Origin of the sequence: Xanthomonas sp. 3075 (genome assembly GCF_014197275.1) — a bacterium.
Classification (GTDB): Bacteria; Pseudomonadota; Gammaproteobacteria; order Xanthomonadales; family Xanthomonadaceae; genus Xanthomonas; species Xanthomonas campestris_B.
This window is the reverse complement of the sequence record NZ_JACIFI010000004.1, coordinates 106,917-133,543: the sequence shown is the minus strand read 5'-3', so window position 1 is coordinate 133,543 and position 26,627 is coordinate 106,917. Positions and strand designations below refer to the sequence as shown.

Genomic DNA, 26,627 nt, shown 5'->3' with positions numbered 1-26,627 from the left:
CGCAGAATGTTAAAGACCCGCCGACGCCCTGTCAAATCCCCGCATTCACATACCCCGCGCCGCGGCAAGGCTGGCAGACTCCCCTGCCCGCCTTACGCAGCGCCCATGATGCCACGCCTGATTCTTGCCTCCACCTCCGGCTACCGACGCGAGCTGCTCGGCCGCCTGCAATTGGACTTCACCACCGCCCGGCCACAGGTCGATGAGCAAGCCCACCCTGGCGAGATGCCAGCAGCCTTGGCCAGCCGACTTGCCGCCGAAAAAGCAGCGGCGGTGGCCGCTCGGATGCCGGACACCTGGGTGATCGGCTCGGACCAGGTGGCCGACCTGGACGGACAGGCCTTGGGCAAGCCCGGAACGCTGGAGCACGCGCATGCGCAGCTGACCGCGATGTCCGGCCGCAGGGTGCGCTTCCATACGGCGGTGACCCTGGCCGGCCCGGGGCATTCACTGCATGCGCTGGACCTGACCGAAGTGCAGTTGCGAGCGCTGACGCCGACCGACATCGAGCGTTATCTGGCCGCCGAGCCAGCGCTGGACTGCGCCGGCAGCTTCAAGTGCGAAGGCCTGGGGATCGCCTTGTTCGATAGCATTCGCTCGGAAGATCCCACCGCACTGGTCGGCCTGCCACTGATCGCGCTCGCGCGGCTATTGCGGCAGGCGGGGTTTGAACTGCCTTGAGCGCGATTGCCAGTGATCGAGGAGCCAGCAAGACCTCATCCGCGATGCAGCCAGGTGCCGAGACGCGCGCCGGTTACCAGCCACGCCGAGCACGACGACCAAGCTAAAACCGGGCACTGCCGCTTACCCTGAAAGCGCGCAAACAGGACGGCGCAACCGTTCGTGGCGACCACCCCACCCACTGCGCCCCCCATCCCAGACGAGTCGCCACTCCCACAGGGGCGTTATCGCACATCAGCACCATGCGCGACGCCGGTGTCTGTGCGTTGAAATCGAATCGCATCGCCGAGCCATCATGCAACAGATTCCGCACCGGTGTTGCAGCGACATTGGCGATCGCAACGGGGTCGGCAGCCATCCGCGCGCCCTCCAGATAACGTGTTTCCGGCCACGTAAAGATAGACGTCTGTGCGGCTTTCAACACAGGCAGTGCGTCCGCGACTTCCGCAAGAACGGTTTCTCCATGCACGGCGTCGACATCGATCACTCCTGCCGCTGCGGCGGTTGCCGTCATGTTGGCAGCGGTCTGCATGCGCTGGGCAAGCAATGCCATCCAGACCGTACTTGGCAACAGGCAACACGCCAGCGCCATACCAGCCACTGCGACACGACGCGGGCGCAGCCTGCCGTGCCGAACGAACACCCACAACAACAGACCGCTCCAGAACAGGACCGGCCACGGCTGATAGCGCCCGGCAAACAATTGCTCGGGAAAAGACTGGAAATAGACAAGGCGCGCCAAGGCGATCACCCCTCCGACGGCAAGGGCGAACCAGGCAATCGAGATCGCGACCCGCTCCGTCACCGATTCCGCGCGCCGACGCCAGCATGCGTAGGTGATGCCCATCAGACACCCCACCCCCAGGAACCCTATCAGCCTGTGCGGCCAAGCCGAGACCATGACCGGGCCGAACACCGATGTGTAGGCACCGGAAATCGCAACCGCAACCGTCCTCAACGATTCGACTGGCAATTGCGCTGCGACATGCACGTCGACCAGCGGCAGACAGGCATAGATAAACGGCGCAGACAGCCAACGCAACACAAGATCCAGCTGCGCAATGGGCGCGATGATGCGCGCCCCGTGTATGTGCGTATCGCCAAAACCAATGACCAGCAGCAACGACACCGCAAAGCCCGATAGCACAATGCACCACCAGGCCCATGACGCCCTGCGTAGCAGCAACATCGCCAGCAACGCGACGAACGTGGCAATACCGGCACCGAAACAGAAGGTGGCCGCAAACCCACAGAGTGTTGCCAGCACGGCACGCCACACACTGCTGCCATGACCAAGCAACCAACAACCGGCGACCAGAAACATGGTGATCAGATAGACGTGCACCGACTCATTCGCATGTGCCAATGCCCGCTCGCTTCCCAGCCAGAAAATGCCCATCGTACAAACCAGGCCAGCGGCAGCCTGCGCCGAGACACTCAACCGCTCTGCACGCACCAGACGATGCAACATCCACACGGTCAGCAACGCCAGCGCCACACCTGCCGATATCTGCAACCATTGATTGCCATCGAACCATCTGAGTTCGGCCAGACGCAGCAGGTTTGGCAGGACCTCCCGATGTCCGTTATCCACCGTCAGTACGTTCCAGGGCCAAGGCTGGCTCAGGAGGTTTTTCGCATAGCGCCATGGATCGGCATAAAGCACCTTCGGCGACAGCACCACCATCGCCAACACGCCGATGACAAGGTAGATCCACTTGGCACCGACCAGCAGCACCGCCGGCAGCGTATACCGGGCTTGGCTTTCCCGAGGGCCGTTACCGGTATCGCGCGCCAAATGCTTATGCGTCTGTTGCAATTGCTTGTCCTTTTTTTCTGTCCAGCATGACCGGTCGCGCCACGGCGGCGGAAGCAGGCAGACATGGTCCGATCATTGCCTCTCAATCCACTGATCGCATCGCTGGTCAAGGACGTCCTGGACCAGATACAACGGCCTTTGCTTGGCTTCGTCATACAGACGACCGAGATACTCTCCAATCATGCCTAACGCGGTCAGCTGAATTCCACCCAAAAACAGGATCACCACCATCATCGTTGGCCAGCCAGCTGATCGATGCAACGACCCGAACAAACCACTCCACTCGGCACTCGAACGCCACTGCCCGACATCATTGGACAGCAAGCGGCTGCTCCGACCAATCTTCGACGCTGCCGTCGTGGCCGTGCAGGCGTAGCCCCAACCAATGCGTGCCCGGTGGCAATGCGTGGGTGTCGAGGGTGGCGGTGAAGCCGACGCGCGGATGCTGCGGATCGGTGGATATTTTCCAGTAGGGACGCACATCGAGCGGCGTGCCGTAATCGGCCTGCGCGACCGGACGACCGTCGAGCAGCAGTTCCACATGCGACAGGCCGACCCCGTCCTTGAACGCCCAGCCGCGTACCTGCACCTGTCCGGACACGCTTACTTTCGGCAGCGGTGTATCGATCCACGCCATCGCCGGCGCGACGCACGGGCCAGGCTGGCGCTGCGCAGGCAACGCAAACAACAGGAAGCGCTGAGAGCCGTGATCGGTCGAGACCACGGTCGGTGGCGGCAACGGCCCGACGATGTCGCAGATTTCGTGGTAACGCTTCAATAGATCGCGGTAGCGCTGATCGCTGGGCGAGAGCACCAACAACTGCGGACCGGTACGCGTGCCATCACTGAGCAACCCCCACTGCAGCAGCTGCGCGCTACGCCCGTGCTTGTCGTTCAAGTCGGCCCGCAGCACCTGGATATTGGCGTCGCGCAACTGGAAGCCGAGCTCGGCGCCGACCTTGAAGTTTTCTGCCAGCACGCGCGTGCCCGGCGGCATTTGCGCCAGCTTGATCTTGACCGCGCGCGCCAGATCGTTCCAACCGGCGAAGTTGCGCGGATAGTATTTTTCGCCGGCCGCATGCGCGCGAATCGACGGCGCCGACACCGCCAGGTAATAGCCGTATGCGCCCAACGTGCCGAGCAATGCCATCACCCAGGCGGCGCGACGCAGGCCATGCGGCCAACGCATCAGGATCACCGGCACCGCGACCAGCAAGGCCAGATAGCCGGGCAACGGCCAGTGGAAGCTGATCCGCTCGGCGTCGCTGTAAAAGCCGAGCACGAAGATCACCACGGTCGAAATGCCACCCAGCAATCCGAAATATCGCCATTGCACACGCGATCCGCCGCCGGCACGCATGCCGGCCAGACCGACCTTGACCATCGCCCAGGCCAGTAAAGGCGTCACCAGCACCGTCTGGATCAGCAGGAACCACAGCCCTGTGACCTGAAAGCGCCACGGGTGCCGATCCACCAACTGGAAGCGCAGCCCCGCATCATCATGGTCGGTATTCCAGAACAGCAGCGGTAGCCAGCTCACCGCGCCCACCGTCAGCGCCATCCAGATCCTCGGGTCGCGCAGCACCGCGCGCCCTTGCGGGATGCACAGCAGCGCAATGCAGCCCATGCCGATCACCCCGACGAAGCGGTAGTGGCTGAGCGCACCGATCACCAACCCGATGGCGAGCTCAAGCGCGCTGGTGGCATCGACCTCGCGCAGCAGCCGCGCGCCGGCATCCATGCACAACACCGCCGCCAGTGCCATCGGCACATCCGGCACCGCCAGGATGCCGAGCGTGGCCGACAACGGCATCAACAGCGTCAGACTGCCCGCCTGCCAGCCCAGCGTGGAGCCGAACCAGCGCGTGGCGATATGCGCGATCAACCACGGAATCAGCGCAGAAATGGCCAAGAACGGCAGGCGCAAGGCCAGCAGATGATGCCCGCCGGCTTCCACGCCCAGCCGCGCCAGCCAGGCAGTCATGCCCGGCAGATCCGAGTACGCCGCAGCCAGGTGCTGACCTTCCTGCCAATAAAACGCCTCGTCCACGAACAGCGGCAGCCGCGCCGCAATCAACAGCTTGACGGCCGTCGCCAGTGTCCACAGGATCACGAAGGTGCGATGTGCCCGTTGGTCCGCTTGCATTGCCCTGTGCACTTTTCTCTTCACCTACGGAATTGTGATGTCGACACCGCTGCGTTCCACGGAAATGCTAACCGATGCGCTGCGCCAATCGCTGCGGCGCGCACAAGACCAGGTCAACTCGCTGCTGCTGGGCAAGGCGCAGGAGGTGCGGCTGGCGTTCGTGGCCCTGCTGTCCGGCGGACATTTGTTGATCGAGGATCTGCCGGGCCTGGGCAAGACCACCCTCGCCCACGCGATGGCGTCCAGCCTGGGGCTTGGCTTTCAACGCGTGCAGTTCACCTCCGACCTGCTGCCGGCCGATGTGCTGGGCGTGTCGGTGTACGACGCCGCCTCGCGTCAATTTCAGTTCCATCCCGGCCCGGTCTTCACCAACGTACTGCTGGCCGACGAAATCAATCGCGCGCCGCCACGGACCCAAAGCTCGCTGCTCGAAGCCATGGCCGAACAGCAGGTCACGCTCGATGGCGTCACCCATGCGTTACCGGAGCCGTTCTTCGTGATCGCCACGCAGAATCCGGTCGATCTGTCCGGCACGTTTCCGTTGCCGGATTCGCAACTGGACCGCTTCCTGCTACGGCTCAGCCTGGGCTATCCCAGCGCCGATGCCGAGCGCGCGTTGCTCTCCGGCGTGGACCGCCGCGAATTGATCGCCCAGGCCGCACCACAACTCAGCGATGCCGATGTGGTCGCGTTGCGCGCAGGGGTCAGCCAGATCCATACCAGCGACGCATTGATCGGCTATGTGCAGGCCTTGCTGCTGCGCAGCCGCCAACATGCCGGGGTGCGCGTCGGCCTGTCGCCGCGCGCCGGCATCGCGTTGCTGCGCGCCGCCAAGGCCTACGCGCTGCTGCTTGGGCGCGAGCACGTGCTACCCGAAGACGTGCAGGCACTGTTCGTGGCGGTGGCTGGTCATCGCCTGGTGCCGGAAGCCGAATCCTCGTCCGGGCCGGCGCTGGCCAAGGCGCTTTTGCACAGCGTGCCGGTGGACTGAGGCCGATGCGGGCGCCGTTGCGCAGCATCGGTCACCGGCTCAGCCTGCTGGCGCGTCCGCGTGGGCCGGAGGCTTTGCCGATCGTGCTGGACCGCCGCCGCATCTACGTGCTGCCGACCCGCTTCGGGCTATTCGTCGCCGCCTTGCTGCTGGCGATGCTGCTGGGCGCGCTGAACTACAACAACAATCCGGCGCTCCTGCTGGCGCTGCTGCTGGCCACCGCCGCAATTGCCAGCAGCATCGTGGCGCACCTGCAGTTGTCGGCGCTGCGCATCGAGGCGGTGTCGGCCGAGCCGGTGGTCGCCGGCGAGCCCCTGCGCATGCGGGTGTCGTTGGCACGTCGCGATGCCCGCCTGCGGCGCGGGTTGCGCCTGGATCACCTGGACAGCCGCAGCTTCTGCTCGTTGATCGCGCACGACAATGCCGACGTCGATCTATGGGTACCCACCCAACAGCGCGGCTGGCAGGACATCGAGCGCATCCGCCTGTCCAGCACCCAGCCGCTCGGCCTGGTCCGCGCCTGGTCCTGGGTGTGGCCGGAGACACCGCTGCTGGCCTATCCCAAGCCCGAAGAACACGGCCCACCGCTGCCGGAAGGCGCCGGCTCACCCAACCAGACCCGTCTGCACGCGCAAGGCGAAGAGCTGCATCAGCTGCGTCCATATCGCGCCGGCGATGCGCCACGCACCATTTCCTGGAAACACTCCGCCCGCCGCGACAGCTTGCTGGTACGCGAATACGAGCAGCCGCTGGGCGTCGACGTCACGCTGGACTGGCGCGCGCTCAACGCGCTGCCCTACGAACGCCGCATCGCGCGGCTGGCGCGCTGGGTCGCGTTGGCCGAGCGCGAGGGGCGCCGCTACCGGCTACTGCTGCCGGGCCAGCCACCGTTGGGACCAGCGCAAGGCCCCTCGCACCATCACCTGTGTCTGCGCGCCCTGGCCCTGCTTGCCCATGACTGAGCCGTCCCTCCCGATCAGCCAGGCCAGCCGCGGCTGGGTGCTGGCCACCAGCTGGCTGGCGCTGGCGCCGTTGCTGCTGCAACTGCCGGGCCTGCTTGCCGCAACTGTCGCCTTCGCTGCGGTGTTGGTGGTCGTGCTGAGCTGGCGCGGCACACTGATGGTGCCGGTGCGGCTATTGCTGGTGGTGGCGATGCTGGCGGCGGTGTACTGGCAGATCGGCATGCGCTTCGGCCGCGACACCGGCTGCGCGGTGCTGGCGGCAATGCTGGCGATCAAGGCCTCGGAGCTGCGCACCTTGCGCGATGCGCGCAGCCTGCTGGGTTTCGCGTTGTTCGCCCCGTTTGCCGCGTTTCTGCTCGATCAAGGTCCGGCAACGATGGGCCTGGCGCTGCTGGCCGTACTCAGCGCCTTGCTTGCCATGCAACGACTTGCCGACGAGGAGCATCGCACCGCCACGCCGGCACTGCGCCTGCAATTACGCGGCATCGGCAAGCTGGTCGCCATCGGCGTGCCCTTGGCCCTGGCCACGTTCTGGTTGCTGCCGCGCCTGAGCGCTCCGCTATGGGGCGTGCCCGAACGCGCGCTGTCGCGGCCTGGCTTGTCGGACAACATGGCGCCGGGCGAATGGATCGACCTGATGGCCGACGACAGCCCGGCCCTGCGCGTGCAGTTCACCGGCAAGGCGCCACCGCCGCAGCAACGCTACTGGCGCGGGCCGGTGATGTGGGACTTCGACGGCCGCACCTGGCAGCGCGCGCGCTGGACCGGTCGCGGCCAACCCGCATCGGTCACTGCCGGGCCACAGAGCTATCGCTACCGTCTGGATTACGAGCCCACCGATCGTCGCCAACTGGTGTCGCTGGATCTCCCCACGCAAGCCGTGGCAAACGCAGAGCTATCGCCCGACTACGAACTGTTCGCGCAGCGGCCGTTGAGTGCGCTGACCCGCTGGGAGCTGCAATCGGCACCACCGGCACGCTTCGACACCGACCTCCCCGACCAGCTGCGCAAGCGCGCCCTCGCGCTGCCGCCGGGCTTCAATCCACGCACGCTCACGCTGGCACGGCGATGGCGCAGCGAGGCCGGCAGCAACGACGACGCCGTGGTGCAGCGCGCGCTGCAGTGGATCACCCGCGAATTCGCCTACACCCTGGATACGCCACTGCTCGGCCGCAACAGCGTCGACGAATTCCTGTTCCAGCAGAAGGCCGGTTTCTGTGAGCATTTCAGCTCTTCGTTCGTGGTGCTGATGCGCGCGGCCGGCATCCCGGCACGCGTGGTCACCGGCTATGCCGGCGGCACCTACAACGGGCTGGGCAATTACTGGGTGGTGCGGCGCATGGACGCGCACGCCTGGACCGAAGTCTGGCTGGCCGGGCGCGGCTGGGTACGCGTGGACCCCACCGCAGCCGTGGCACCGGAACGCATCTACGACACCCTGGAAGATCGGCTGCAGACCGGTGGCGGCACCAACTTCGCCCAACTCGGCATGTGGGCCAGCCTGGGCCAGGTCAGCGACCTGCTGCGACGCGGCTGGAACGATCTGGTGCTGTCCTTCGATGCCGAGCGCCAGCAACGGCTGTTGCAACCGTTCGGCATCGATCGCCTGGACACCTCGCAACTGGCCGCCATCTTCGGCATTTTCGCGGTCAGCGCCCTGGCATGGATGGGCTGGCTGCTGGCGCGCGGCGAACGCGAGCGCGACCCGCTGCTGCGTGCCTGGCATCGGCTCGGCCGTCGCTACGGCAAGCTTGGCCTCGCTCGCGAGCCGCACGAACCGGCCATTGCCTGGGCGCAACGTGTCGCCCGTTCACACCCCAATACGGCATTGTTGGCACTCAGCCAACGTTTCGCTGACGCGCGCTACGCTGGCGCGGATTCGGACAGCGCCCCTCTCTTGAAAGACTTGCTGCAGCATCGCCCGTGAACCGGAGCTTCTTATGAGTACCCGTTTTCTTGTTCCCATCGTTGCCGTGCTCGGGCTCGCAGCCTGCGCCACGGCGCCCAAGCCGCTGCAGGGCCAGTTCCCTACGGTCAGTCCGAGCGATTCCACCGCCAGCGCCCAGATCGGCACATCCGTGCGCTGGGGCGGCAAGATCATTCAGACCAAACCCGGCCAGGGCCAGACCTGCTTTGAATTGATCTCGCGCCCGCTCAATGCCAGTGGCCGCCCCGACCGCAGTGCCGTCGATGCCAGCGATGGCCGCTTCCTGGCCTGCCGTTCGGGCTTTTACGATCCGGCGGTGTTCGAGCCGGGCCGCGAAGTGACCTTCATCGGCAAGATCGAAGGCTATGAAACCACCAAGATCGGCGAGTACGACTACAAGCTGCCCAAGGTGGCGGCCGACGTGGTCTACCTGTGGCCGGTCGTGCGCGAAGTGGATGTGGTACCGGCCTACCCGTACGGTCCGTGGGGCGACCCGTGGGGTCCGCGCTGGGGCGGCGGCTGGGGCTGGGGTCGCGGCGGCTGGTGGTAACTCGGCACCTGCGTCAGTGACACGCAAAAACGCCGCTCGCAGGGAGCGGCGTTTTTGTATCTGCGATTCGACGACTGGGTCAGCCGCGTCATGCACTCAGGCACCTGGCCGAGCAACGCTCACGGCGTCCCGAAACGTCCCAGCGGCGCGCCGGCCAGCAGGTGCAGATGGATATGAAACACCGTCTGGCCCGCATGCTCGCGGCAATTCATCACGATGCGATAGCCGTCCTGGGCCAGGCCCTGCTCGCGTGCATAAGACGCTGCGGCCAGTGCAAGTTTGCCGACCAGCAGCGCCTGCTCCGGCGGCACATCGTCCAAGGTGGGAATGGCGTGCTGCTTGGGAATAAACAGCACATGCACCGGCGCCTGCGGTGCGATGTCCTGAAAACCCAGTACCTCGTCGTCTTCGTAGACGATGTTGGCCGGGATTTCGCGACGAATGATCTTGCCGAAGATGGTGTCGGTCATGGCTGGGGATTAGGGATTGGTCATTAGGGATTGGCAAGAGCTTACCGCGCATGCCTCCGCTTTTCGCTTCTACGAATCCCAAATCCCGACGCCCCAATCCCCGCTCTAAAGCACCTCGCTGCGGGTGCCAAAGGCATGCGACAAGGTGCCGCGATCCACGTACTCCAGCTCGCCGCCCAGCGGCATGCCTTGCGCGAGCCGGCTCGGGCGTACCGCGTGCTGGCGGGCAAGCTGTGCCAGATAATGCGCGGTCGCCTCGCCCTCCACGGTGGCATTGGTGGCGATGATCATTTCGGTGACTTCACCGGCGGCCAGACGCTCGCTGAGCCGGTCCAACCCCAGCTCGCGCGGACCGATGCCGTCCAGCGGCGACAGCCGTCCCTGCAGAATGAAATACAGCCCGCGATACCCGGTGGCGTGTTCGATCGCCAGACGGTCGGCCGGCGATTCCACCACGCACAGCTGCTGCCGGTCGCGACTGGCGTTGGCGCAGATCGCACAGATGTCCGACTCGGTGAAGTCGCGGCATTGCGCGCAATGGCCAACCTTCTCCACTGCATCGGCCAACGTCGCGGCCAGACGACGCCCACCCTCGCGCTCGCGTTCGAGCACGTGGTAGGCCATGCGCTGCGCCGATTTCTGGCCCACACCCGGCAATACCCGGAAGGCCTCGATCAGTTGTTCGAGAAGAGAGGACATTGGGTCGGGAATCGGGAATCGGGATTGGGGAATCGCAAAGGCAAAGACGATCTGGCTCTTACGATTCCCGATTCCCTACTCCCGATTCCCCGCCTCTCAGAACGGCAGCTTCATGCCCGGCGGCAACTGCATGCCGGCGGTGGCCGAGCCCATGCGGTCCTTGGATTCGGCGTCGATCTTGTTGGACGCATCGTTGAAGGCGGCGGCGATCAGGTCCTCGGCCATCTCCTGGTCGGAGAGGATGCTTGGGTCGATCCGCACCTTGCGGCACTCCTTGGCGCCAGTCAGCGTCACGCTGACCATGCCGCCGCCGGCGGTGCCGGTGACTTCCAGCTTGGCCAGTTCTTCCTGGGCGCGCTGCAGGTTTTCCTGCATCTTCTGCGCCTGCTGCATCAATTGGGCAATGTTCCCACGCATGTGTCGTTACTCGTCGTAAGGGCGGATGGAATCGGGGACGACCCGCGCGCCCTGCTGCTGAATCAGCTGCTGCACATTCGGGTCGTTCATAAATGCGGTTTCGGCCGCGCTCTGGCGCTCGCCTTTCTGCCGGTTGGCCCGCTCGTGCAAGGTTTCGACATCGGCACTGCCGGTTTCGATGACGATGCGCGGCGTTTCACCCAACACCGGCGCGAGCGCCTGCGCGAGATTGGCGATGGAGCGCTCGGAATTCAGATATTCGAAGCCTGGCGCCAGCGCCAGGCGCAGCACGCCGTCGCGATGGCCGATAAAGGCAGCATTGGCAGCGAGCTGTCGCGACGGGCCGTTCAAGCCGCTACGCGTGACCAGATCCAACCAGTGCTCGGCATCGGCGATATGGCCGTCATCGCGCGCAACCGACGAATCGGTTGCCGGTGCAGATGTAGACGGCACGGCCGCAGCGGGGGGCTCCACTGCCAGTTCCGCAGGTGCGGGAGCCATGACAGCTGCGGGAGGGGCCAGCGCTGCGTCGGGTGCAGCCTCGACCAGGGCTGCAGAGTCGCTTGCGGCGGCGGGCGGTGCCATTGCCGCCTCCGGCGCGAGAACAGCGGCCTGTTCGGAGATGGGCGCAGCTTGCGCACGCACCGGCGCGTCATCCATTGCCCACGGCGGCGTCTCGTCGTTGCGCGCAGATGCTGACGACGCGCGACGATCTGACGCTGCGTCCGAGCTGGGAAGCACAACGACAGGCGATGGCGCCGGCACCGGAACTGCCGCACCGGCAGCAGGCGTCGCTTCCACGACCTCGGCCGGCTTCGCCACCGCTGCGGGCGCAGGCGCGGCGGTCACCGACGCAGCTGCCTGCACGCCAGCTGCCGCAGATCGCGCACCGCCGCCGGTGCTGGCGCCGCGTCCATCGTCACTACCACCGGCGGGCACCGTCGCCGCAGGACGGAAGGCCAGCATGCGCAGCACCGCCATCTCGAAACCGGCGCGCGGGCTGGGCGCCAGATACAGATCACGACGCCCGTTGAGCGCCATCTGGTACCACAGTTGCACCACTTCCGGCCGCAGCTGCGCGGCATACGCGGTCGGGTCGATGCCATCGCCGACAAACGCCACCGACGGCACCAACTGCTGTACCTGGATGCGGTGCAAGGCCTCGGCCAGGGCCTCCAGCACGCCGCTCCAGTCGGGCGAAAATTCGGCCAGGGCAGCGACCACCTGCATCAGGCGCGCGCCATCGCCATCGGCCAATGACTGCAGCATCGCCCCGACCTGGGTGCGATCGACCGTGCCGAGCATGGTGCGCACCACGTCCTCGCGCAGCGCGCCGCCGGCATAGGCAATGGCCTGGTCGAGCAGCGACAGGCCATCGCGCAGCGAGCCGTCGGCGGCCTTGGACAGCTGCACGATCGCCGATGGATCCGATTCGATCTGCTCGGCGGCCAGGATCCGGGTCATCTGGCCCTGGATCTGGTCCTCGTCCAGTCGCTTGAGGTTGAACTGCAGGCAGCGCGACAGCACCGTCACCGGCAACTTCTGCGGGTCGGTGGTGGCCAGCAGGAACTTCACGTGCTCGGGCGGTTCTTCCAGCGTCTTCAGCAGCGCATTGAACGCGGCCTTGGACAGCATGTGCACTTCGTCGATCAGGTACACCTTGAACTTGCCGCGCGAGGGCATGTACTGCGCGTTTTCGATCACCTCGCGCACGTCGTCCACGCCGGTATTGGACGCGGCGTCGATCTCCAGCAGGTCGATATAGCGGCCGGCATCGATGTCCAGACAGGCCGGACAGGTGCCGCACGGATCGGCACTGGTGCCGGTCTCGCAGTTCAGCGACTTGGCGAAGATGCGCGCAATGGTGGTCTTGCCCACGCCGCGGGTGCCGGTGAACAGAAACGCGTGGTGCACGCGCCCACTGTCGAGCGCATTACTGAGCGCGCGGACCACGTGTTCCTGGCCCACGAGTTCGGCAAAACGCTTCGGGCGCCACTTGCGGGCGAGAACAAGATAAGACATCGGGCAACCAGCTTCCTCTGAACCGATATTGTGCCATGGCGCGCCAGCTTGATCGTTCAGCAGTGGTGCCCGGCCGTCCCCGCTGACCAAGGTCGTCCGGCAAGCGCATTTGCTTAACCTGAGGACCTGCATCGGCGGCAGGCTCCCGACCGCAGAGATCGTTCGCCTTGTTAACCGCGCCCGCGGCGGCTAGAATCCCGCTCCTGCCGCCGACCCAGTCGGACGGCAGGCACGGAGAGGTGTCCGAGTGGTTGAAGGAGCACGCCTGGAAAGTGTGTAAGCGTCTAAACCGCGCTTCGGGGGTTCGAATCCCCCTCTCTCCGCCAGAATACGCAAACCCCTGAGAAATCAGGGGTTTTTTGTTAGCGTAAAAACTGGCTGCAGCTGCGCAAGTCGGAACACACGACACCCATGCGCATCCCTCATCATCTCGTTCGAGCCCCCTCCGGCCTCTGGTCGTATCGGCAGCGTGTGCCTGTCGATTTGCAGCCCGTCGTGGGTCGGCAGACCTTCAAACGCACCCTCCACACTTACGATATGCGGGAGGCCCGACTGCGCGCGTTGACCCTTGCTGCCCGGTATGCTCAGGTCTTCACTGTGTTGAGGGACCGACGCATGCAAAGCCAAGACGACGACCTGGACGCGCTTCTGGCGCGCCTGACCGACACCGAACGTCCGCAGGAGTTGACGCTGAATCGGACGCGCTCGGCGGATGGGTCGATCACCGAGCAGTGGCAGATCGACACACCTGGAGACGTCACGCTCTTCCAGCAACTCATGGCGCTCACTACCCCGCAGCCCAGTGCGTTGGGGGAGCTGATTCAACAGCACGTGCCGCCTCTCCCCACGCCGAAGCGGGTAACCAAACCCTCCCTCGAATCAATCACGCTTGGGAAGGCCCGAGACGCCTGGCTGAACAGCCTCAAGGGCAGCACACTGCCCAAGACCTGGACCATCAAGCGGACCGCTGTCGAACTGCTGACCAGCTTCCTGGGCGAGAAGACAAAGCTACACACGATTACCCGCTCGGACTTGGCCCGGTGGTATCAAGACATGCGCGACAAAGGCGCCTCCACCCCGACCCTGACCAACAAGCAGTCCTACATCGGCGGCAAAGGCGGGTTCTTCGAATGGGCCCAGGCCTCGGGCCACTTTCCCCGTGGAGACAATCCCGCATCCGGGCACGTGAGCTACTCCACTCGCGAGAAGCGCGCCCGGCGCAAGTTCGGCTTCAAAGCCTACGACGCCCACCAGGTCCAGGCCTTGTTCGCGCCCGCAGCCTTCGAGGGCCTGCCCCTCGCCGCGCGGTGGGCGTCCCTCATTGGCCTGTATACCGGTGCCCGTGCCTCAGAGGTCGGCCAACTGCTGACCTCCGACGTGGTCGAGGACGGCGGCCTTCCCTGCATCCAGATTTCGGACGAGGGCGAACACCAAAAAGTGAAGACAGACGTGAGCTTGAGGACGGTGCCGATTCACCCCGACCTGCTCGCCCTGGGCTTCCTGGACTGGTTCCAGCAGGCGCGGGACAAAGGGCAGGAGCGTTTGTTCCCGGCGGCCAAAGCCGATGCCAAGAACGGCCAGGGGAACTGGATCTCCAAAGCCTTCAGCCGGCACCTGGCCGAGGTGGGCAAGAACTGGCCCACGGCCAAGCGAGGCTTCCACTCGCTGCGCAAAACCCTGATCCAAGAGTTGCAAGGCGCGGGCGTGGTGTCTGAGCTCCGCGCCCAGTTGGTCGGCCACGAGCTGGACGACGAGCACCACGTGACCTATAGCAGGGCGTTCACAGCTCAGGAGAAGCTGGACGGGCTCCGGGGCGTGTCGCCTGGGCTGTCGGTGTTGGCCTATGGACTCAGCCTGGACACTCTTCTCCCTTTGCTAGAAGAACCACCACAGAGCAAGAAACCTTCCAAGCCAAGGAAGCAATCCACATGAGCACACCTGGACTTCCGCACGAATCTCACGTCGCTGTGCTGGTAGATTGCGACAACGTGCCGACCGACATTATGGAGCACGCCAAGCAGACGGTCGTCTTTCGACACCAATTAGTCCGAAAGAAAAGCCCCCGCCGAAGCGGGGGCTAAGGATTAGGCGCCAATCAAACTTTCCGCAGGGATGCCCAGGTTTTTGCGAAGGTTTCGGATCATCTCAATGGACAAACCACGCTTCCCGTTGAGCACTTCATACACGCGGTTGGGCTTGCCAATGGAGGCGGCGAGATCCTTTGGCTCAAGACCGGCCTGCTCCATTCTGAACTTGATTGCCTGGATCGGATCCGGCGCATCTATGGGGAACTGCTTGGCTTCATACGCCTCAATGAGCGTAGCCATCACGTCCAGGTATTCGCCTTCCGGGCTATCGGGCGCGGGGTCAGCCTCCACCAGCTTGGAGATCGACCTCAATGCAGCCTTGTAATCACTGGGGGTGCGGATGGGGGTGATGTTCATGTCAGTCAACCTCTATGGTTACGGCGTCTATCTGATCGTATTCGGCGTGTGTGCCAATAAACTTCACGTAAACAATGCGGACTCGGTAAGCCACCGCCACGATCAATCGGTAATCATTGCCTTTGATGTTGAACACCACTCGGTTGTTGGCAATGAAGCTTGCATTTCGGTAAGCGTTTTTGATGTCCTGCGGTGACTTCCAAGTGGCCGCCTTCGCTTCGTCATACCACGCCTTCAAGGGTTGTTCGGCTGGGGGGTTCGCCTCCCAGTAGTCCCTAAGCGTGGCAATGGCGATGACTCTCATGCCGCAATCATAGTCCCATTTTGGGACTTGTCAAGCAAGATAGGGATTGGTGTTCCCCCCTTTCTCTGATTCATCCGACGAAATCACCTTGAGCTAAGCTACTTTGACAGAATCGCCTGTCACAGCAGAGGGAAACCGACGGTTGAAGCGCACACAAGCCCGAACTGCCCGACTCGGCTTAACTGCTTCCTTATGACATAGCAGCCATCAAATTTTGACCCGTATTCAAATTTGTGAAACAGGGCTCGAAGCGAGCTCTTGCGGAAGTGGCGATTCTTGGTTGGATGAGGACTTCCCCACACACGCAGGAGTTTTCATGACCACCCACCCTCAGCAACTCGAAATCGCCGGCCATCTGCTAGCCGGGCTGATGAGCCAAACGCTCTCTGACGAGCCGCTGGTGCGCCAGCGAAATGTCTGCAATGCCTGGGCCTCTGCTGGCGAACTGATCGTCTACAGCCAGAAGAAGCCGCCAGGCGGAGGCGGCGCCGCTCAATCGTTGGATCACGCCCCTCCGCATCCCTTCCAACCGGTGCGCACACGGGAAGCCTTCATCGTTCGAGAGCTTCCGTCAGTGGAGGAATGGCGAGCGGGCCGGAAGAAGAAAGACGCACAGTTGGATCCAGTCCGCAGCAAGAAGCGTCCGACCCTGCACTGAGCCGGAGAGCGCGATGACGATTGAGCCCCGCACCGCGGGGCTCTTTGGTTTCAGTGGAAGCGCGGCGGCTTGGGAACATGGGCAGGCGCAGGAGGAGCGGAGATGGCAGGACTTGGGCGCTGCTCATCCGGTTTGGCCGCCATGTCGAGCTGGACGGGATAGCGCTGGAGCATGTCTCGGCTCCACACCTCCAGGTGCGCCGCGCTGGCCGACGCGTCTTTCTCGCAGAGGGCTTGCTCCTCCGGGGTCACCTTGGTCCTTGCATCTGCAAGCTCTGCGGTCCGGCTTTCCAGGGTGCTGAGTCGGCGACCACGCCGCTGCGTCCAGTCCCCCTGCATCCACGACGGACCGGGCTCGGGGTTGTTTGCAACGAAGTCGTTCCATGAGTTCTCGGCCATGTGGTGCAGCTTCTCCGCTCGGCGCACCGCCAATAGCCGCCGGGCGAACTTCATGGCGGCGGCCTTGAAGCGCCGCAGCCGACGCAGCAGCTCGTTGAGGTCCGGACGCAGCCGGGCCTCGTCGGCGAAGGCAGTCACGCGTTCCTTGATCCACTGCATTAGGTCCAGCGTTGCTTGGAGTGTTTGAGCCAAGCGGGGATCCGCTTGAACAGCCACGCCCCATTCGTCGCTGGCCTCCTCTGCGAGCTCCTCGACTGAACGTGGCGCGCGCGACGGTTTGGCCTCCTCTGCCTCCATCAGTCCCAGCCCGCGAGCAATGGTCGCCATGCTGCGGGACACCTCGATGTGCCCTGCCCCGCGCCTGAGCGGCAAGGACAGCGCATCAGAAGGTTGGCGAGCCTCGCGCTCGGCCTGGGCCTGGCTGTGACCGTCGGGCACCGGCATGGCGCGTCCTTCTTGCTCGAACACGGCGATGATTTTTTGGAAGGTCTCTTCGTTGGTTTCTTCGATTCGACGGTTTGCGTCCGAACGCTCCGACGGCTGGCCCCGCCGGGCCAGGGCGGTGCCGTTCTTGCCGACGTGCTTGGCCGGCTCCCGGGACAGCACGGCAGCGGCGGCCAAGTCGCCGCGCGCCAGTGCATCTTCGGCTTGGACCTCAAGTCGGCGGTGGTCCACCCGAATCTCAAGCGCAGCTTTCTCAAGGTGGGCATTGATGGTGGAAGCGATGAGTTCGCGCACCCACTGCACTTCAACACGTCCCGAAGGCCCGCCGTCCAGTTCCTTGGTTTTGTCCGTGAGGCCGTCCGGCCCCATGCGCCGCGTCGTTGCCAGCACGTGGACGTGCCAGTTCAGCCCATGCTTGGAGCCGGGACTGTGGATACTGGCCTGGGCCGCGAACCCATAGCGCGCGACAAGCGCACGGGTGACTTCCACGGCCAGCTCGGAGCGCTGAATATCGTCGAGTTCGTGCGGCAACGCGAACTCGAACTCGCGCGCGACCGTCGAATCTTTGCGACGCTCAGCCGCCTCTGCCGCCGGCCAGAGCTCAGCGGGGACCAGAGCCCAATCGGGCGCGTCCTCGGGAGCAATGCAGCGCGTTTCGACCACGCCGTCCCGGCGGCGGTAGTCGTGGCGCATGCCAGTGATGGCGTCCTCAAGCAGCAGGCCGGCGCGGTAAGCGGCCGCTGCGATCGAGGAATGCCCTTTGGCGCGACTGAAGGTTTTGACGTTGGCGTGGTAGATGGCCATGAAGCATGGGTCCCGAAGCGGTTGAGTTCGCTTCGTTTATGCCGTGGATTCAGATTTTCGCAAGGGCTGAAAGCACTTGGGGTTCAAGGGGCGAAGACCCTTGCGCACGTGTCACGCAGTGACACCTAGGTGCGCTCTTGCTTGTTCTTGAAGGCTCTTGTTTTTTAGATCTTTCGGGTCTCGCGGTGGACGAAATTCGAGACCGCCCCAACGCTTGACGCGGGCCGTTTTCCTGCTTGACTCATTTCCAAGCGACAGGAGAAACGCATGACCGCAACGAATCACTACCGAGACCAAATTCAGCGGGCCACCGAGCGCTTAGCACAGCTGCAAGCGAAAGAGCTTTTAGCCAACCAGCGCCGCGAAGCGAAGGAGCAAGAAACAGCGAGGCGGGAGGAAATCAAACAACGGCAGCGCGTGGCGGACCTAGTCTTCTTGGCCGGAGTTCAAAAGTTGGATGATGCGGAACTCGTGGGGGCCTTACTGCTTCATGCTAAGCGGCGACATGCTCAGGAAATCCAAGTTGAAGCTCGCATGCTTGGAGCTATCAAGATAAAGAATCCAGCGAGGTCACCAACGACGGACGATGCACACTAATCTCATCGCAACAGGTTACGTCACGTTGTCACAGCGGCAACCTGCGTGGAATTAATCGAATGCACGTAGTTCACTATTCCAAGTTCGACGTGCAATGAGCTTGCTGTGGCATACGACTCACGGAAGCGATCAATTCTCTCTTTCGTCACAGACAACAGACCATGTGAGAGCTCAACGTTAAAGGCCGTCACTGTCGAGGCGGGTCCAATTGTCTTACCAGCATTAAGTGGCAGGCCTGCATCTGTCGCGAGTTGGGCAAGCTCAGCGGCTGCGACATAAAGGCGCGCTTCGTCATTGGACGACAAGACGATGTCATCCATGTAAACACTGACAGTCACGTCCTCGGAAGATTCGCACTTCTTTAGAAACCGTCCTACTCGACTGCGGTCAAGCGCGAAGGATGCCAGTATCGGAGACTGCACATACCCATACGGCAGCATGGTCTTGCCGGTGCCAGGACGGATGACCACGCTGTCGCTCGCCATCTTCCTGGCATCAACGTAGGAAAAATTTTCCTTTAAGCTGCGCGTAACTCTCGATTGATTGATGCGACCAAAGAAGTCGTCGAGATCGCAGCGAAAGAAGTATTGATTTTTCAAATGTCGCCGGAGAGCCGCCACATGCCCGCCCTTGCGAAGGTGAAAGTAGAACTTGGGGCGGGACCACACCTTTGCCACAGATGAACGAATTTTTTCGCCCGCAGCTTTACCCATGGGAGTAGGGACATACACCCATCGCCCTGGCTTTACCTCAAAGCGGTGTTCCCATCTCTTCATCGCGAAGCCCATGAGTAGTTAGATGCCATGTTCATGAGCGCTGCCAGGAAACGGAAAAATCCGCCCCCAAACGACAGCAACGCATGAACTAGGCGGGTCTTACGAATAAATTTCTTCATAAGATCTCTCCTCTATTCTTAGCTCCGGCTTGCCTAGCGCAGGGCGCATGGACACTTAACCAACGGCGACCACCGAATAGAGACATGCGGAGTCGAGTAAGTCACTTGGTGACGAATAGAGGGACAGGCGGAAAGCCTATCGCCAGAGCAAGCACAGTTTAACCCAAGGCAGGGCTACGTAGTCATCCTCGGTCCCGACTCGTGTTGCTGAGTATGCTGTTGAGTCTGCTCCATCTGCTGCTGTCGCATCTGGTCCTGCTTAATGACCTCCGCCTGCTGGAGGTTTTGCTGCGCTGGCTGCTGGGAGGCCTCGCGCCCGTCGACATGAGCATGGAAGAACGGCCCTTTGTCTCCGAAGGGCGCGTAGACGGCGAAGACGTTCTGGGCGCCATTGTCTCCCAAGCCTCCAGACACCCGGTCCACTCGCTGCAGGAGGGAATCTTCGGCCTGCTGCTTGTAGAGGGAGGCGGATACGTTCTGGCTTTCCTCCTCGTTCCAATTCCCGGTGCCTCGCACCCACTGGTGAATTCGGTCAAAAGTGGCGAAGTCGTGATGGGCTGGGTCGTTGGCCAAGACCTGCGAAGGAGACCGAACCGAGGATGGCTCAATGTCCGGGCGATGCTGGGCCGGGCCCAGTTGGCGCACTTCCACCTCGCGCTGCTGACCGTGGGAGGTATCGACAAATCCGAACGCCTTGCCCTGCCCGCCCAAGTTCAGCCCGGCTCCCTCCAGTTTGGCTGTATCCGTGCCTAGCTCTGCGAGGTTGTAACCCAGGCGCGGCAAAGCCTGAGTCGTCGAACCTGCGCGCTCTTTCAGCAACGCAGCCCCCGCACTCACAGCATAGCCCGCGTAGTAGCCGGCGTAATTGGACGTGCCCTGACTGCCCATGCTGCTATCGCTTCGGTCAAAGTGACAAACGGCGACCGCTTCCACTGCAGGACTGGAAATGCTGTTTCCGGTTCGTTGAAGTCCGCGCTCGTCCAAGTGAATGCCCGGCTCAAGCTTTCCGTCTTTCACGCAAGCGGTTGTCGGCTCGACGCGACGCAGAAACTCGGCTTGATTGAACTCGCCTGTGGTCGTCGTCACTCGGCTCGCAACGGCATTCATGCTCACCAACTCGGCCAAGGCTTCGTTTTGCCGAGCGGACGCCATGTATTCCTTGGACAGCGCCGTCGCATCAACAACCGATTCACCGTATTGGACGCCGTCCTTGAGAGCGGTATCAAGCTTGAACACAAAGGTGTTCAAGGAAACCTGCGCCGACGGCACCATCAGCGCATGCCCGGTCTCGTGCCCCACCGTTCCCGACAACATGTCCAAGCGGTCGGAACGAATGGACGGCTCGAAAATCGAGGTATTGATGCTGACGGTGCCGGTCTTGTCATCGTAGTGCCCGCCCTCGTTCGGCTGGTTGGACACTTCCAGCCGGCGCAAGGTGCCTAGGTCGATGGCTTGCGTCATCACCGAAGTCAAATAAGGCGATGTATCGATGGCCTCTCGAAGGTCACGCACTGCGCCTTCGGGGAGGCCCGGCTGCTGCTCCAGGTTCTGGAGCAACCGTTCAATGTCGCGCTGATCAGCCATCACGCGGCTCCATTTCGAGCTTGACCCGCGAAACGCAACGTGGGTCGTCGTGCTTGTCCGTGCTGACGACTACATACAAGCCAAGCCCGTCTGCGAGCGCTCGCTCAAAGTAGACCGTCGGCTTGAAGCCCACCGCGTTCTTGGTCACGCCGAACCCTCCTGCGACCAATGGGTCATGCAGCGATTTGAACGACAGGTCACAAGCCTCGGAAGGCCTCACTGTGAGCTCAATGGTGTGGCCGGGATGACGCGCGTAAGGCTTCCACACAGCGAACTCATAGTGCCCCGCACCCAGTGTGCCCTGGAGCCCTGTTCGCCGCCCTTGACTGTCTGGCGTCACCTCAAGCCCTGACACTTGCGCAACATGCATCGGGGCCATGTCTGCTCTGGTTTCGAAAGATTTGGCCATTCGAACGATGGCCTCGACCAATGCATCTGACGTTAGTGCTGGGCCTTGCGGCAGTGGTGGGTAATCGCCCGACACCACAGCATTGGGAGCGGCTCGCCGGCTGGCCTCGTCTGCGGCCCTGTCCGCACTAGCAGCGGCTTTGTCTTGCTCGGAGCGCACGTCTGCGGCGCTGGGGGGATGTCCTTCCATCGTTTTCTCCTGAGAGGCGTAACCACTCGCCGGTCCTTGAGCACAGGCCAGCGTTCCTAACGAAAGGGTAAGCACCGCAATGCTGCGAATCAGTAAGCGCAAGCTGAGCCTCCGTGAGTGCTCGATGTCCTTCGTTGCCGCCAGAGTCTAACCGTCAGGCGTAGCGTGCGTCCCAGAATGGAATCACGCTCTCAAATCACTGGCACATCAGCACCGTCTACGACTGCGAAGTCACTTACCAGCCATCCGTAAGCATCGCTAAGCGATCTGCGATGTCTTCTTCGCTCGCGCACTCGACCGTGGCTTCCATCGGCAACGCGGGACGCTTGCCATCGGTCTCCCACACAATCCCGCGCACATGAAACGCCTTCATTTCCTGCTCCTTGGAAGTGCATCTGCCTTGGCAGTCTAGCTTCGGCAGGCTGCGCAGGTGAAGGGGCGGGCTATGCCCACCCCCTTGCGGTCAGGCTGGTGTGCTGCCGCCCACCGATGACCAGATGGTCGAGGACGCGGATGTCGAGAAGCGACAGCGCCTGCTTCAGGCGTTCGGTGACCTTGCGGTCTGCTTCGCTCGGCTCCGGGTTCCCGCTCGGGTGGTTGTGGAAGAGGATGACGGCGACGGCGTTGAGCTCCAGGGCGCGCTTGGCGACGACTCGGCTGTGGACTTCGCAGGCGTCGGTGGTGCCGGTGAAGAGGTGCTCGGTGGCCAGGATGTGATGCTTGGTGTCGAGGAAGACGACGCCGAAAATTTCGTGCGGCAGGTGAGCGCAGCGGGCAATCAGATAATCGCCAGCCTGGTCGGGGCTGTGGATGCGGCCTTGGCGTTGAAGGCGTTGTTCCAGGATGGTCGCGGCGGCGAGCAAGATGCCCTCCTCGTCCATCTGGAGTTGGTATTGCGCCTTGATGTCTTGGGTGCGCTTCATCGGTTTGTCTCCACCAGCGCGTTGTGCGCCTCGTGGGAACCGGTAGGCGGAGCGTCCGGCCCTACCGCACCCGAGAGCGAGCACCGCTAGGCGCGCAGCGAAGGGCCGCAACAGAGCGTCAGCGTCGAGAAGGAGGCCTGTCCTTGCGGTCGGGACAGCGAAGCCAAGATTCCCTTCAATAGGCCCAGCGCTGGTGGAGACAGCACGTGCATGCCCTATAAGACCTGCGGGCTAAACGGTATTCGGATGGACGGGGGCGATTGATGTCAGCAGGCGATGGCTGGGCTTTGCAGCCAGTGATAAGGCCACTGCGGAGATTTGCTTGCTTGCGTGAGGCCTGCATGCCTGCGCACAACAAGTGCACTGCTATCCAAAAGGATGGACCAAGGCAGCACCGATGGACTCAGACGTTTTGGTCTGTGCTTTCGAGCCCGTGCCAGGACAAGATTTCGTCAGCTCGACGGCCGACGAACTGCACGTCCTCACCAGTCGTAGCCTCTTGCTCGATAGCAGCAGCCATGTTGGCAAAGACTTGCCAGAAGTGGCGGCGATCAGGACTGGAAGCCCGCAAGGCGGGCACCGCGGCATCCAGACGCTCAAGGTGACGGCGAAGCTCGGCTCTGTCCATGGGCTTGAGTATCAGCAGCCTTGTCGCATTGCTTGAGACGCATCCACCAAGGCAGCGCGGAATCAGTTCCGGGGGCCGGCACGACGCTGCTCAAGCGTCCGCAGGGTGAGCGACCATCAGGTCCCACGTCCGGCAAGGTCAGACTGCACTCCTGGCATTCGACGCACCATCGGTGTCGCGCCCTATCGGATGTCAGAAAGTTCCGATCCAGGCATATCGCTGCTTTGAATATAAATTCAGACTAACAATAATAGGCTAACATTTAACTTAAATTCATTTTAAAAATCGAGCAACAAGCTCATTTAGTTAGCTTATTTACTGCAAACAGTACAGAATTGACTGCGATAAATCGACACAAATTCCCTCGCAACCCTTGTTTTATAAGGGTTTCCGCCAGGTAACGGATTAGCGAATCTGGAGGGCACTCCAGAGAGGACACCCCGACGCCTAAGGACTGCGCCGACACCGCAGATTTTTGTATCGCCCCCGTTGACGAATTTTCGTCCTGTCATATCCCTACTTCCATCTCTAGATGGAAGTGACCCATGACCGCTCTACCCTCCGCAGCACTCAACGATTACATCGCCTCGCCGTTCGGCCTCCTGCATTTGGAAGGCATCCACATTGGTCGCTACCGTATTGACCTCGCTATTATCCGAGGCCGGGAAGCCGCCATCAATCTCCAGGAATGCATCCTCGCCGCGCTCGACGAAACCGGACGGAAGATCGGCCTGAAGAACAACACACGCTACCCCGCGCAGCTGCCCATGGGCACACCGTCACGCCCACTGGCCAAGGAAATCGAGGACCACCTCGAAGACATGCGCCGCCGGCAGCTCGACCCGAAGACTGTGCAGTCCACAGAGCGCACTTTGAAACTGCTGCTGCTCACCTGCGGCAACATCTCGGCAGCTCGAGTCGACTATTACCACATCCAAGCGCTCTGGACGCTGCTGCGCTGGGCTCCGAGGAACTTGGTGTCGGATCCGCTGCTGAAGGACCTCTCCTTTGACGAGGCAATCGCCCTGGGTAAAGAGCAAGACGTGCCGCCGCTGGCGCCTGCCACCGAGGAGCGACACCGCCGGTTTTTGGTCGCCTTCTTCAACCACTTGGTCAACGGACAAGCCATCGACGTGTCACCGATGAAGGCATTCCGAAAGCCCAAGAAGGACGACACCATCGATCCAGAAAAGGCCATCCGCCTGTTCGAAGACGAAGACCTTCAAACGATCTTTGACCCGGCCAACTTTCTGCCCTGGGCCAAGAAGCCGCAGTATTGGTGGGCGCCGATGATTGGCCTCTATACGGGGGCGCGAGTCAATGAAGTCTGCCAGTTGAAGTTGACCGACATCATCGAGGAACGCGGCATCTGGTGCATCGCCTTCCAGAAAACGTTGGACAAGGACTTGGCTGCCGACCCGAAGAAGAAGCGGCGCAGCAGGCAAAGCATGAAGGGAGCCGGCTGCATGCGCATCATCCCCATCGCTCAGCCGCTGCTGGAAGCCGGCTTCTTGGATTTCGTGGAAGACATGAAGGCCACGGGCCATGCCCGCTTGTTCCCGCTGCTCTCTGCCGGCGTGAACCGCACGACAGGCGAAACGAATGCACGTTACAGCCAACAGTTCGTGGTGGACTTTGGCCGCTACCTGAAAAGCCTGGGCTTTCCCAAAGGCATCGGGTTCCATGCTTTCCGCCACACGCTGGCCACCGAGCTTGATGTCAACGACGTTCCAGAGAAGGAGATTGCCTTGGTCACGGGCCATAGCACCGATCCACGGGACCGGGTCCAGGTGCTGCGCAGGCACTACCTCCACAAGAAGCCGCAGGTGACGCGCAGCAAGCAGCTTGCCGCTTTAGAGCTGTATCAGCCCAACGTGGAGCTGCCGCGCTACCAGCGGGGGCAGTTCGTTTCATGCTTGGCTGATCCGCGCAAGTTTTATCCTTAAGGCAGACTCGCGCATGCCATGAAAGTCATACACTGAGAACTCCGGAGGAGACAACGCAAATTGACGGCCCTCCAGCGATTTAACCGCGCACACGCGGAGTCTTGACAGGATTCTCTTTCGCACTAAAAAGGGCTCAATCCTTACGGGCCATATATCGTGAACCAAGCTAGAGCCAAAAAACGCCTAAACAGATACGGCATATTGCTGTCTCGTCAAGATGCTCGGGAGTCTGATCGTTGGCTGACAAGGCCAGCCAACGACGTTGAAGACTGGCGCTGCTTTCCATCGATTCGAGCAGCGATTGAATACTGGGATGAACGGGCACGCTGGGTTGCCTATGATACCGCCCTTGCTAAAGTCCTTGTAGAACATGCCATGACCTTGGATCTTGAAGATAGAGCCGCCTTTGATCAATGGATTGACGTATCAGCAGGCTCAATGCCCGAAGTGATGACAAACTTATGCACGCAAGTATCGTTTCCTAGCAACTGGAAGGAAGTAATCCAGGGCTGGGTTGCAAGGGAAGGCTCTATCGCGAGAGTTGATATTTCCCAAGTATTGAAGCATGCTCGCTCGGAGCAAAAAGCCCCCTCCTTACCAAGCGAAAGAGAGGCCAAGAATGACCATAGAATGGCCGAGCGACGAGATTATATCGAGAGTAGAACAACTCGTTGAGGCCTGCATTGGAGCGATTGATCAGCCCATCAGGCCTACACCGCTTGCCGGTGCGTTGCAGATTGCAACGTTCAAAACTCTAAGAGCCCATTTAAATAGGCCACAAAAAGAGGAGGATCTAACCTCCATGCTCCTCGGAGCTTTTATCGGCTCAACCGACTGGGTTCTAGATTGTCTTGATTCAGGATCACCACCTGGGTTCGCTTGGGGTCAGTATAGTAAGCATGGCTCTAGCAAGAAGAGCGAGGGAAGCACCGGTGCCGACTTTGCCTTGATCATCCGATTTTCAGATGATATTGCACGGGCTAGCGTGTTTCAAGCCAAGCGCAGCGATAGCAACAATATCGTTAATGTCCATCGGATCGCCCCCTTCCGCGCGGCAAAGCGCCCAAATGACATTATAAAGCTACCTGAGCCCCAGATTCTTCGCCTGCTCAGCTATGGGCTAGAGGTTGCCCAGTCAAAAAATGAAAGTGATCTTGATTGGCTCCATTACTGCGCCTATGGACAATCCTCTTTCTTCTGCGCCCCTCTGAACCAAGCAGCAGGCATCATAAGCAACTATAGGAATATCAAGACTGAGGCAGATAAAGAACTCGAAAAGCTCCATTATGACAAAATCAAGTCCAGCTCTCTTTCAGGCATCCTAAAAGAAAGGGCGAGAATTATTTACAAAGACTGCGCAGGCTCAAGCATGACGAGAAACGGAGCTACACGAGAGCTCATTCACTTGCTATCAGTTGGCGCGTCGACATTTCCGGAAGATAGCGCACTAGGCTGGCTCAAGCTCGACAGCGCCTCAGCTATTGACGGCTTCATAAAGACCTTCGCTAGTGAAGTCAATATTGTAGAGCTCCGCGGAACCATGCACCCCAAGCCTTCTGCCGATGCCACAATCATCAATCACCTCAATAACGCGGCAAAGAACTACGTTACGGCATCGCCGACTAGTGGTGCCAAAGGGAAACCTGCCCCCACGGGGCCTAGATTTCAAGGTTAGTCGAGCCCAAGTCTGTTGTGCCTCTAAGCTCATACCTATGCGCAG

Annotated in this window: 25 protein-coding genes, 1 tRNA gene and 2 pseudogenes; 12 read left to right on the top strand and 16 right to left on the bottom strand. The window is 62.0% G+C overall.

The annotated features are described in order from the left end of the window. The first annotated feature begins 105 nt into the window (after positions 1 to 105). Positions 106 to 681: a nucleoside triphosphate pyrophosphatase gene (locus GGR62_RS05610; protein WP_184406943.1), complete on the top strand. Its 576-nt coding sequence runs from the start codon at positions 106 to 108 to the stop codon at positions 679 to 681. Positions 682 to 784: 103 nt separating this feature from the next. Here GGR62_RS05610 and GGR62_RS05605 read toward each other — a convergent pair whose 3' ends face one another. The 3 genes and pseudogenes from GGR62_RS05605 to GGR62_RS05595 form a co-directional block, all read right to left on the bottom strand. Next, a complete protein-coding gene (locus GGR62_RS05605; RefSeq protein WP_184406942.1) occupies positions 785 to 2,500 on the bottom strand; it encodes a hypothetical protein in 1,716 nt (571 codons plus the stop codon). Positions 2,501 to 2,620: 120 nt separating this feature from the next. Further along, positions 2,621 to 2,749: pseudogene (locus GGR62_RS21375) on the bottom strand (glycosyltransferase); the annotation flags it as partial. A gap of 61 nt (positions 2,750 to 2,810) precedes the next feature. Next, the gene (locus GGR62_RS05595; protein ID WP_184406941.1) at positions 2,811 to 4,646 is read right to left on the bottom strand and encodes a glycosyltransferase family 39 protein; all 1,836 of its coding nucleotides are present in this window, start codon (positions 4,644 to 4,646) and stop codon (positions 2,811 to 2,813) included. Between the two features lie 37 nt (positions 4,647 to 4,683). Here GGR62_RS05595 and GGR62_RS05590 point away from each other — a divergent pair, with 37 nt between their 5' ends. Genes GGR62_RS05590 through GGR62_RS05575 form a run of 4 tightly spaced genes read left to right on the top strand, consistent with a single transcriptional unit; the run spans position 4,684 to position 9,076 of the window. Next, positions 4,684 to 5,637 (top strand): MoxR family ATPase, encoded by a 954-nt coding sequence (locus GGR62_RS05590; protein ID WP_184406940.1) that lies wholly within the window; start codon positions 4,684 to 4,686, stop codon positions 5,635 to 5,637. 5 nt (positions 5,638 to 5,642) lie between these two features. Beyond that, complete coding sequence (locus GGR62_RS05585; protein ID WP_184406939.1) at positions 5,643 to 6,599, top strand: DUF58 domain-containing protein; 957 nt, start codon at positions 5,643 to 5,645, stop codon at positions 6,597 to 6,599. Further along, a complete protein-coding gene (locus tag GGR62_RS05580; RefSeq protein WP_184406938.1) occupies positions 6,592 to 8,526 on the top strand; it encodes a DUF3488 and transglutaminase-like domain-containing protein in 1,935 nt (644 codons plus the stop codon). The genes GGR62_RS05585 and GGR62_RS05580 overlap by 8 nt, the downstream gene beginning before the upstream one ends. A gap of 13 nt (positions 8,527 to 8,539) precedes the next feature. Further along, positions 8,540 to 9,076, top strand: a complete 537-nt coding sequence (locus tag GGR62_RS05575; protein WP_184406937.1) for a Slp family lipoprotein — start codon at positions 8,540 to 8,542, stop codon at positions 9,074 to 9,076. Between the two features lie 119 nt (positions 9,077 to 9,195). Here GGR62_RS05575 and GGR62_RS05570 read toward each other — a convergent pair whose 3' ends face one another. The 4 genes from GGR62_RS05570 to dnaX all read right to left on the bottom strand — a co-directional run bounded on the left by GGR62_RS05570 (position 9,196) and on the right by dnaX (position 12,684). Then, positions 9,196 to 9,546: a histidine triad nucleotide-binding protein gene (locus tag GGR62_RS05570; protein ID WP_006448425.1), complete on the bottom strand. Its 351-nt coding sequence runs from the start codon at positions 9,544 to 9,546 to the stop codon at positions 9,196 to 9,198. 105 nt (positions 9,547 to 9,651) lie between these two features. Continuing rightward, positions 9,652 to 10,245 (bottom strand): recombination mediator RecR, encoded by a 594-nt coding sequence (gene recR, locus GGR62_RS05565; protein ID WP_184406936.1) that lies wholly within the window; start codon positions 10,243 to 10,245, stop codon positions 9,652 to 9,654. Between the two features lie 96 nt (positions 10,246 to 10,341). Further along, positions 10,342 to 10,662: a YbaB/EbfC family nucleoid-associated protein gene (locus tag GGR62_RS05560; protein ID WP_005913896.1), complete on the bottom strand. Its 321-nt coding sequence runs from the start codon at positions 10,660 to 10,662 to the stop codon at positions 10,342 to 10,344. Positions 10,663 to 10,668: 6 nt separating this feature from the next. Then, positions 10,669 to 12,684, bottom strand: a complete 2,016-nt coding sequence (gene dnaX, locus GGR62_RS05555; RefSeq protein WP_184406935.1) for a DNA polymerase III subunit gamma/tau — start codon at positions 12,682 to 12,684, stop codon at positions 10,669 to 10,671. 233 nt (positions 12,685 to 12,917) lie between these two features. On the opposite strand from dnaX, the gene GGR62_RS05550 reads away from it, so the two are divergent. Together GGR62_RS05550 and GGR62_RS05545 are read left to right on the top strand one after the other, a co-directional pair. After that, positions 12,918 to 13,010: transfer RNA gene (locus tag GGR62_RS05550), tRNA-Ser, on the top strand. 85 nt (positions 13,011 to 13,095) lie between these two features. Next, positions 13,096 to 14,616 carry a site-specific integrase gene (locus tag GGR62_RS05545; protein WP_184406934.1) on the top strand — a complete coding sequence of 507 codons (1,521 nt, stop codon included), beginning with the start codon at positions 13,096 to 13,098 and terminating at the stop codon, positions 14,614 to 14,616. A gap of 152 nt (positions 14,617 to 14,768) precedes the next feature. Here the strand turns inward: GGR62_RS05545 and GGR62_RS05540 are convergent, their stop codons facing one another. Together GGR62_RS05540 and GGR62_RS05535 are read right to left on the bottom strand one after the other, a co-directional pair. Further along, a complete protein-coding gene (locus GGR62_RS05540; protein ID WP_008574516.1) occupies positions 14,769 to 15,128 on the bottom strand; it encodes a helix-turn-helix domain-containing protein in 360 nt (119 codons plus the stop codon). A gap of 1 nt (position 15,129) precedes the next feature. Continuing rightward, the gene (locus GGR62_RS05535; protein ID WP_008574518.1) at positions 15,130 to 15,432 is read right to left on the bottom strand and encodes a type II toxin-antitoxin system HigB family toxin; all 303 of its coding nucleotides are present in this window, start codon (positions 15,430 to 15,432) and stop codon (positions 15,130 to 15,132) included. A 316-nt stretch (positions 15,433 to 15,748) separates the two neighbouring features. On the opposite strand from GGR62_RS05535, the gene GGR62_RS05530 reads away from it, so the two are divergent. Beyond that, positions 15,749 to 16,090: a hypothetical protein gene (locus GGR62_RS05530; RefSeq protein ID WP_184406933.1), complete on the top strand. Its 342-nt coding sequence runs from the start codon at positions 15,749 to 15,751 to the stop codon at positions 16,088 to 16,090. Positions 16,091 to 16,140: 50 nt separating this feature from the next. Here the strand turns inward: GGR62_RS05530 and GGR62_RS05525 are convergent, their stop codons facing one another. After that, a complete protein-coding gene (locus GGR62_RS05525; RefSeq protein ID WP_184406932.1) occupies positions 16,141 to 17,736 on the bottom strand; it encodes a MobA/MobL family protein in 1,596 nt (531 codons plus the stop codon). A 267-nt stretch (positions 17,737 to 18,003) separates the two neighbouring features. Between GGR62_RS05525 and traD the strand changes: the two genes are divergently transcribed. Next, positions 18,004 to 18,333, top strand: coding sequence for a conjugal transfer protein TraD (gene traD / locus GGR62_RS05520; protein ID WP_039512360.1), 330 nt, complete (start codon positions 18,004 to 18,006; stop codon positions 18,331 to 18,333). Positions 18,334 to 18,353: 20 nt separating this feature from the next. Here traD and GGR62_RS05515 read toward each other — a convergent pair whose 3' ends face one another. The 6 genes and pseudogenes from GGR62_RS05515 to GGR62_RS21115 form a co-directional block, all read right to left on the bottom strand. Then, positions 18,354 to 19,046 (bottom strand): reverse transcriptase domain-containing protein, encoded by a 693-nt coding sequence (locus GGR62_RS05515; RefSeq protein WP_184406931.1) that lies wholly within the window; start codon positions 19,044 to 19,046, stop codon positions 18,354 to 18,356. Between the two features lie 356 nt (positions 19,047 to 19,402). Then, on the bottom strand, positions 19,403 to 20,812 hold the full coding sequence (locus GGR62_RS05510) for an XVIPCD domain-containing protein (RefSeq protein WP_184406930.1): 1,410 nt from the start codon (positions 20,810 to 20,812) through the stop codon (positions 19,403 to 19,405). Next, positions 20,805 to 21,512, bottom strand: a complete 708-nt coding sequence (locus GGR62_RS05505; protein ID WP_184406929.1) for a hypothetical protein — start codon at positions 21,510 to 21,512, stop codon at positions 20,805 to 20,807. The genes GGR62_RS05510 and GGR62_RS05505 overlap by 8 nt, the downstream gene beginning before the upstream one ends. 89 nt (positions 21,513 to 21,601) lie before the next feature. After that, positions 21,602 to 21,783, bottom strand: a pseudogene (locus GGR62_RS05500) (hypothetical protein). Positions 21,784 to 21,853: 70 nt separating this feature from the next. Next, positions 21,854 to 22,333 (bottom strand): DNA repair protein RadC, encoded by a 480-nt coding sequence (gene radC / locus GGR62_RS05495; RefSeq protein ID WP_184406928.1) that lies wholly within the window; start codon positions 22,331 to 22,333, stop codon positions 21,854 to 21,856. A gap of 403 nt (positions 22,334 to 22,736) precedes the next feature. Next, a complete protein-coding gene (locus GGR62_RS21115) occupies positions 22,737 to 22,961 on the bottom strand; it encodes a hypothetical protein (RefSeq protein ID WP_104645224.1) in 225 nt (74 codons plus the stop codon). A 545-nt stretch (positions 22,962 to 23,506) separates the two neighbouring features. Between GGR62_RS21115 and GGR62_RS05485 the strand changes: the two genes are divergently transcribed. The 3 genes from GGR62_RS05485 to GGR62_RS05475 all read left to right on the top strand — a co-directional run bounded on the left by GGR62_RS05485 (position 23,507) and on the right by GGR62_RS05475 (position 26,582). After that, positions 23,507 to 24,907, top strand: coding sequence for a site-specific integrase (locus GGR62_RS05485; RefSeq protein ID WP_184406927.1), 1,401 nt, complete (start codon positions 23,507 to 23,509; stop codon positions 24,905 to 24,907). Between the two features lie 156 nt (positions 24,908 to 25,063). Then, on the top strand, positions 25,064 to 25,582 hold the full coding sequence (locus GGR62_RS05480; RefSeq protein ID WP_184406926.1) for a hypothetical protein: 519 nt from the start codon (positions 25,064 to 25,066) through the stop codon (positions 25,580 to 25,582). Continuing rightward, positions 25,527 to 26,582: a hypothetical protein gene (locus GGR62_RS05475; RefSeq protein ID WP_184406925.1), complete on the top strand. Its 1,056-nt coding sequence runs from the start codon at positions 25,527 to 25,529 to the stop codon at positions 26,580 to 26,582. Before GGR62_RS05480 ends, GGR62_RS05475 begins: the two co-directional genes overlap by 56 nt. Positions 26,583 to 26,627: the final 45 nt, after the last annotated feature.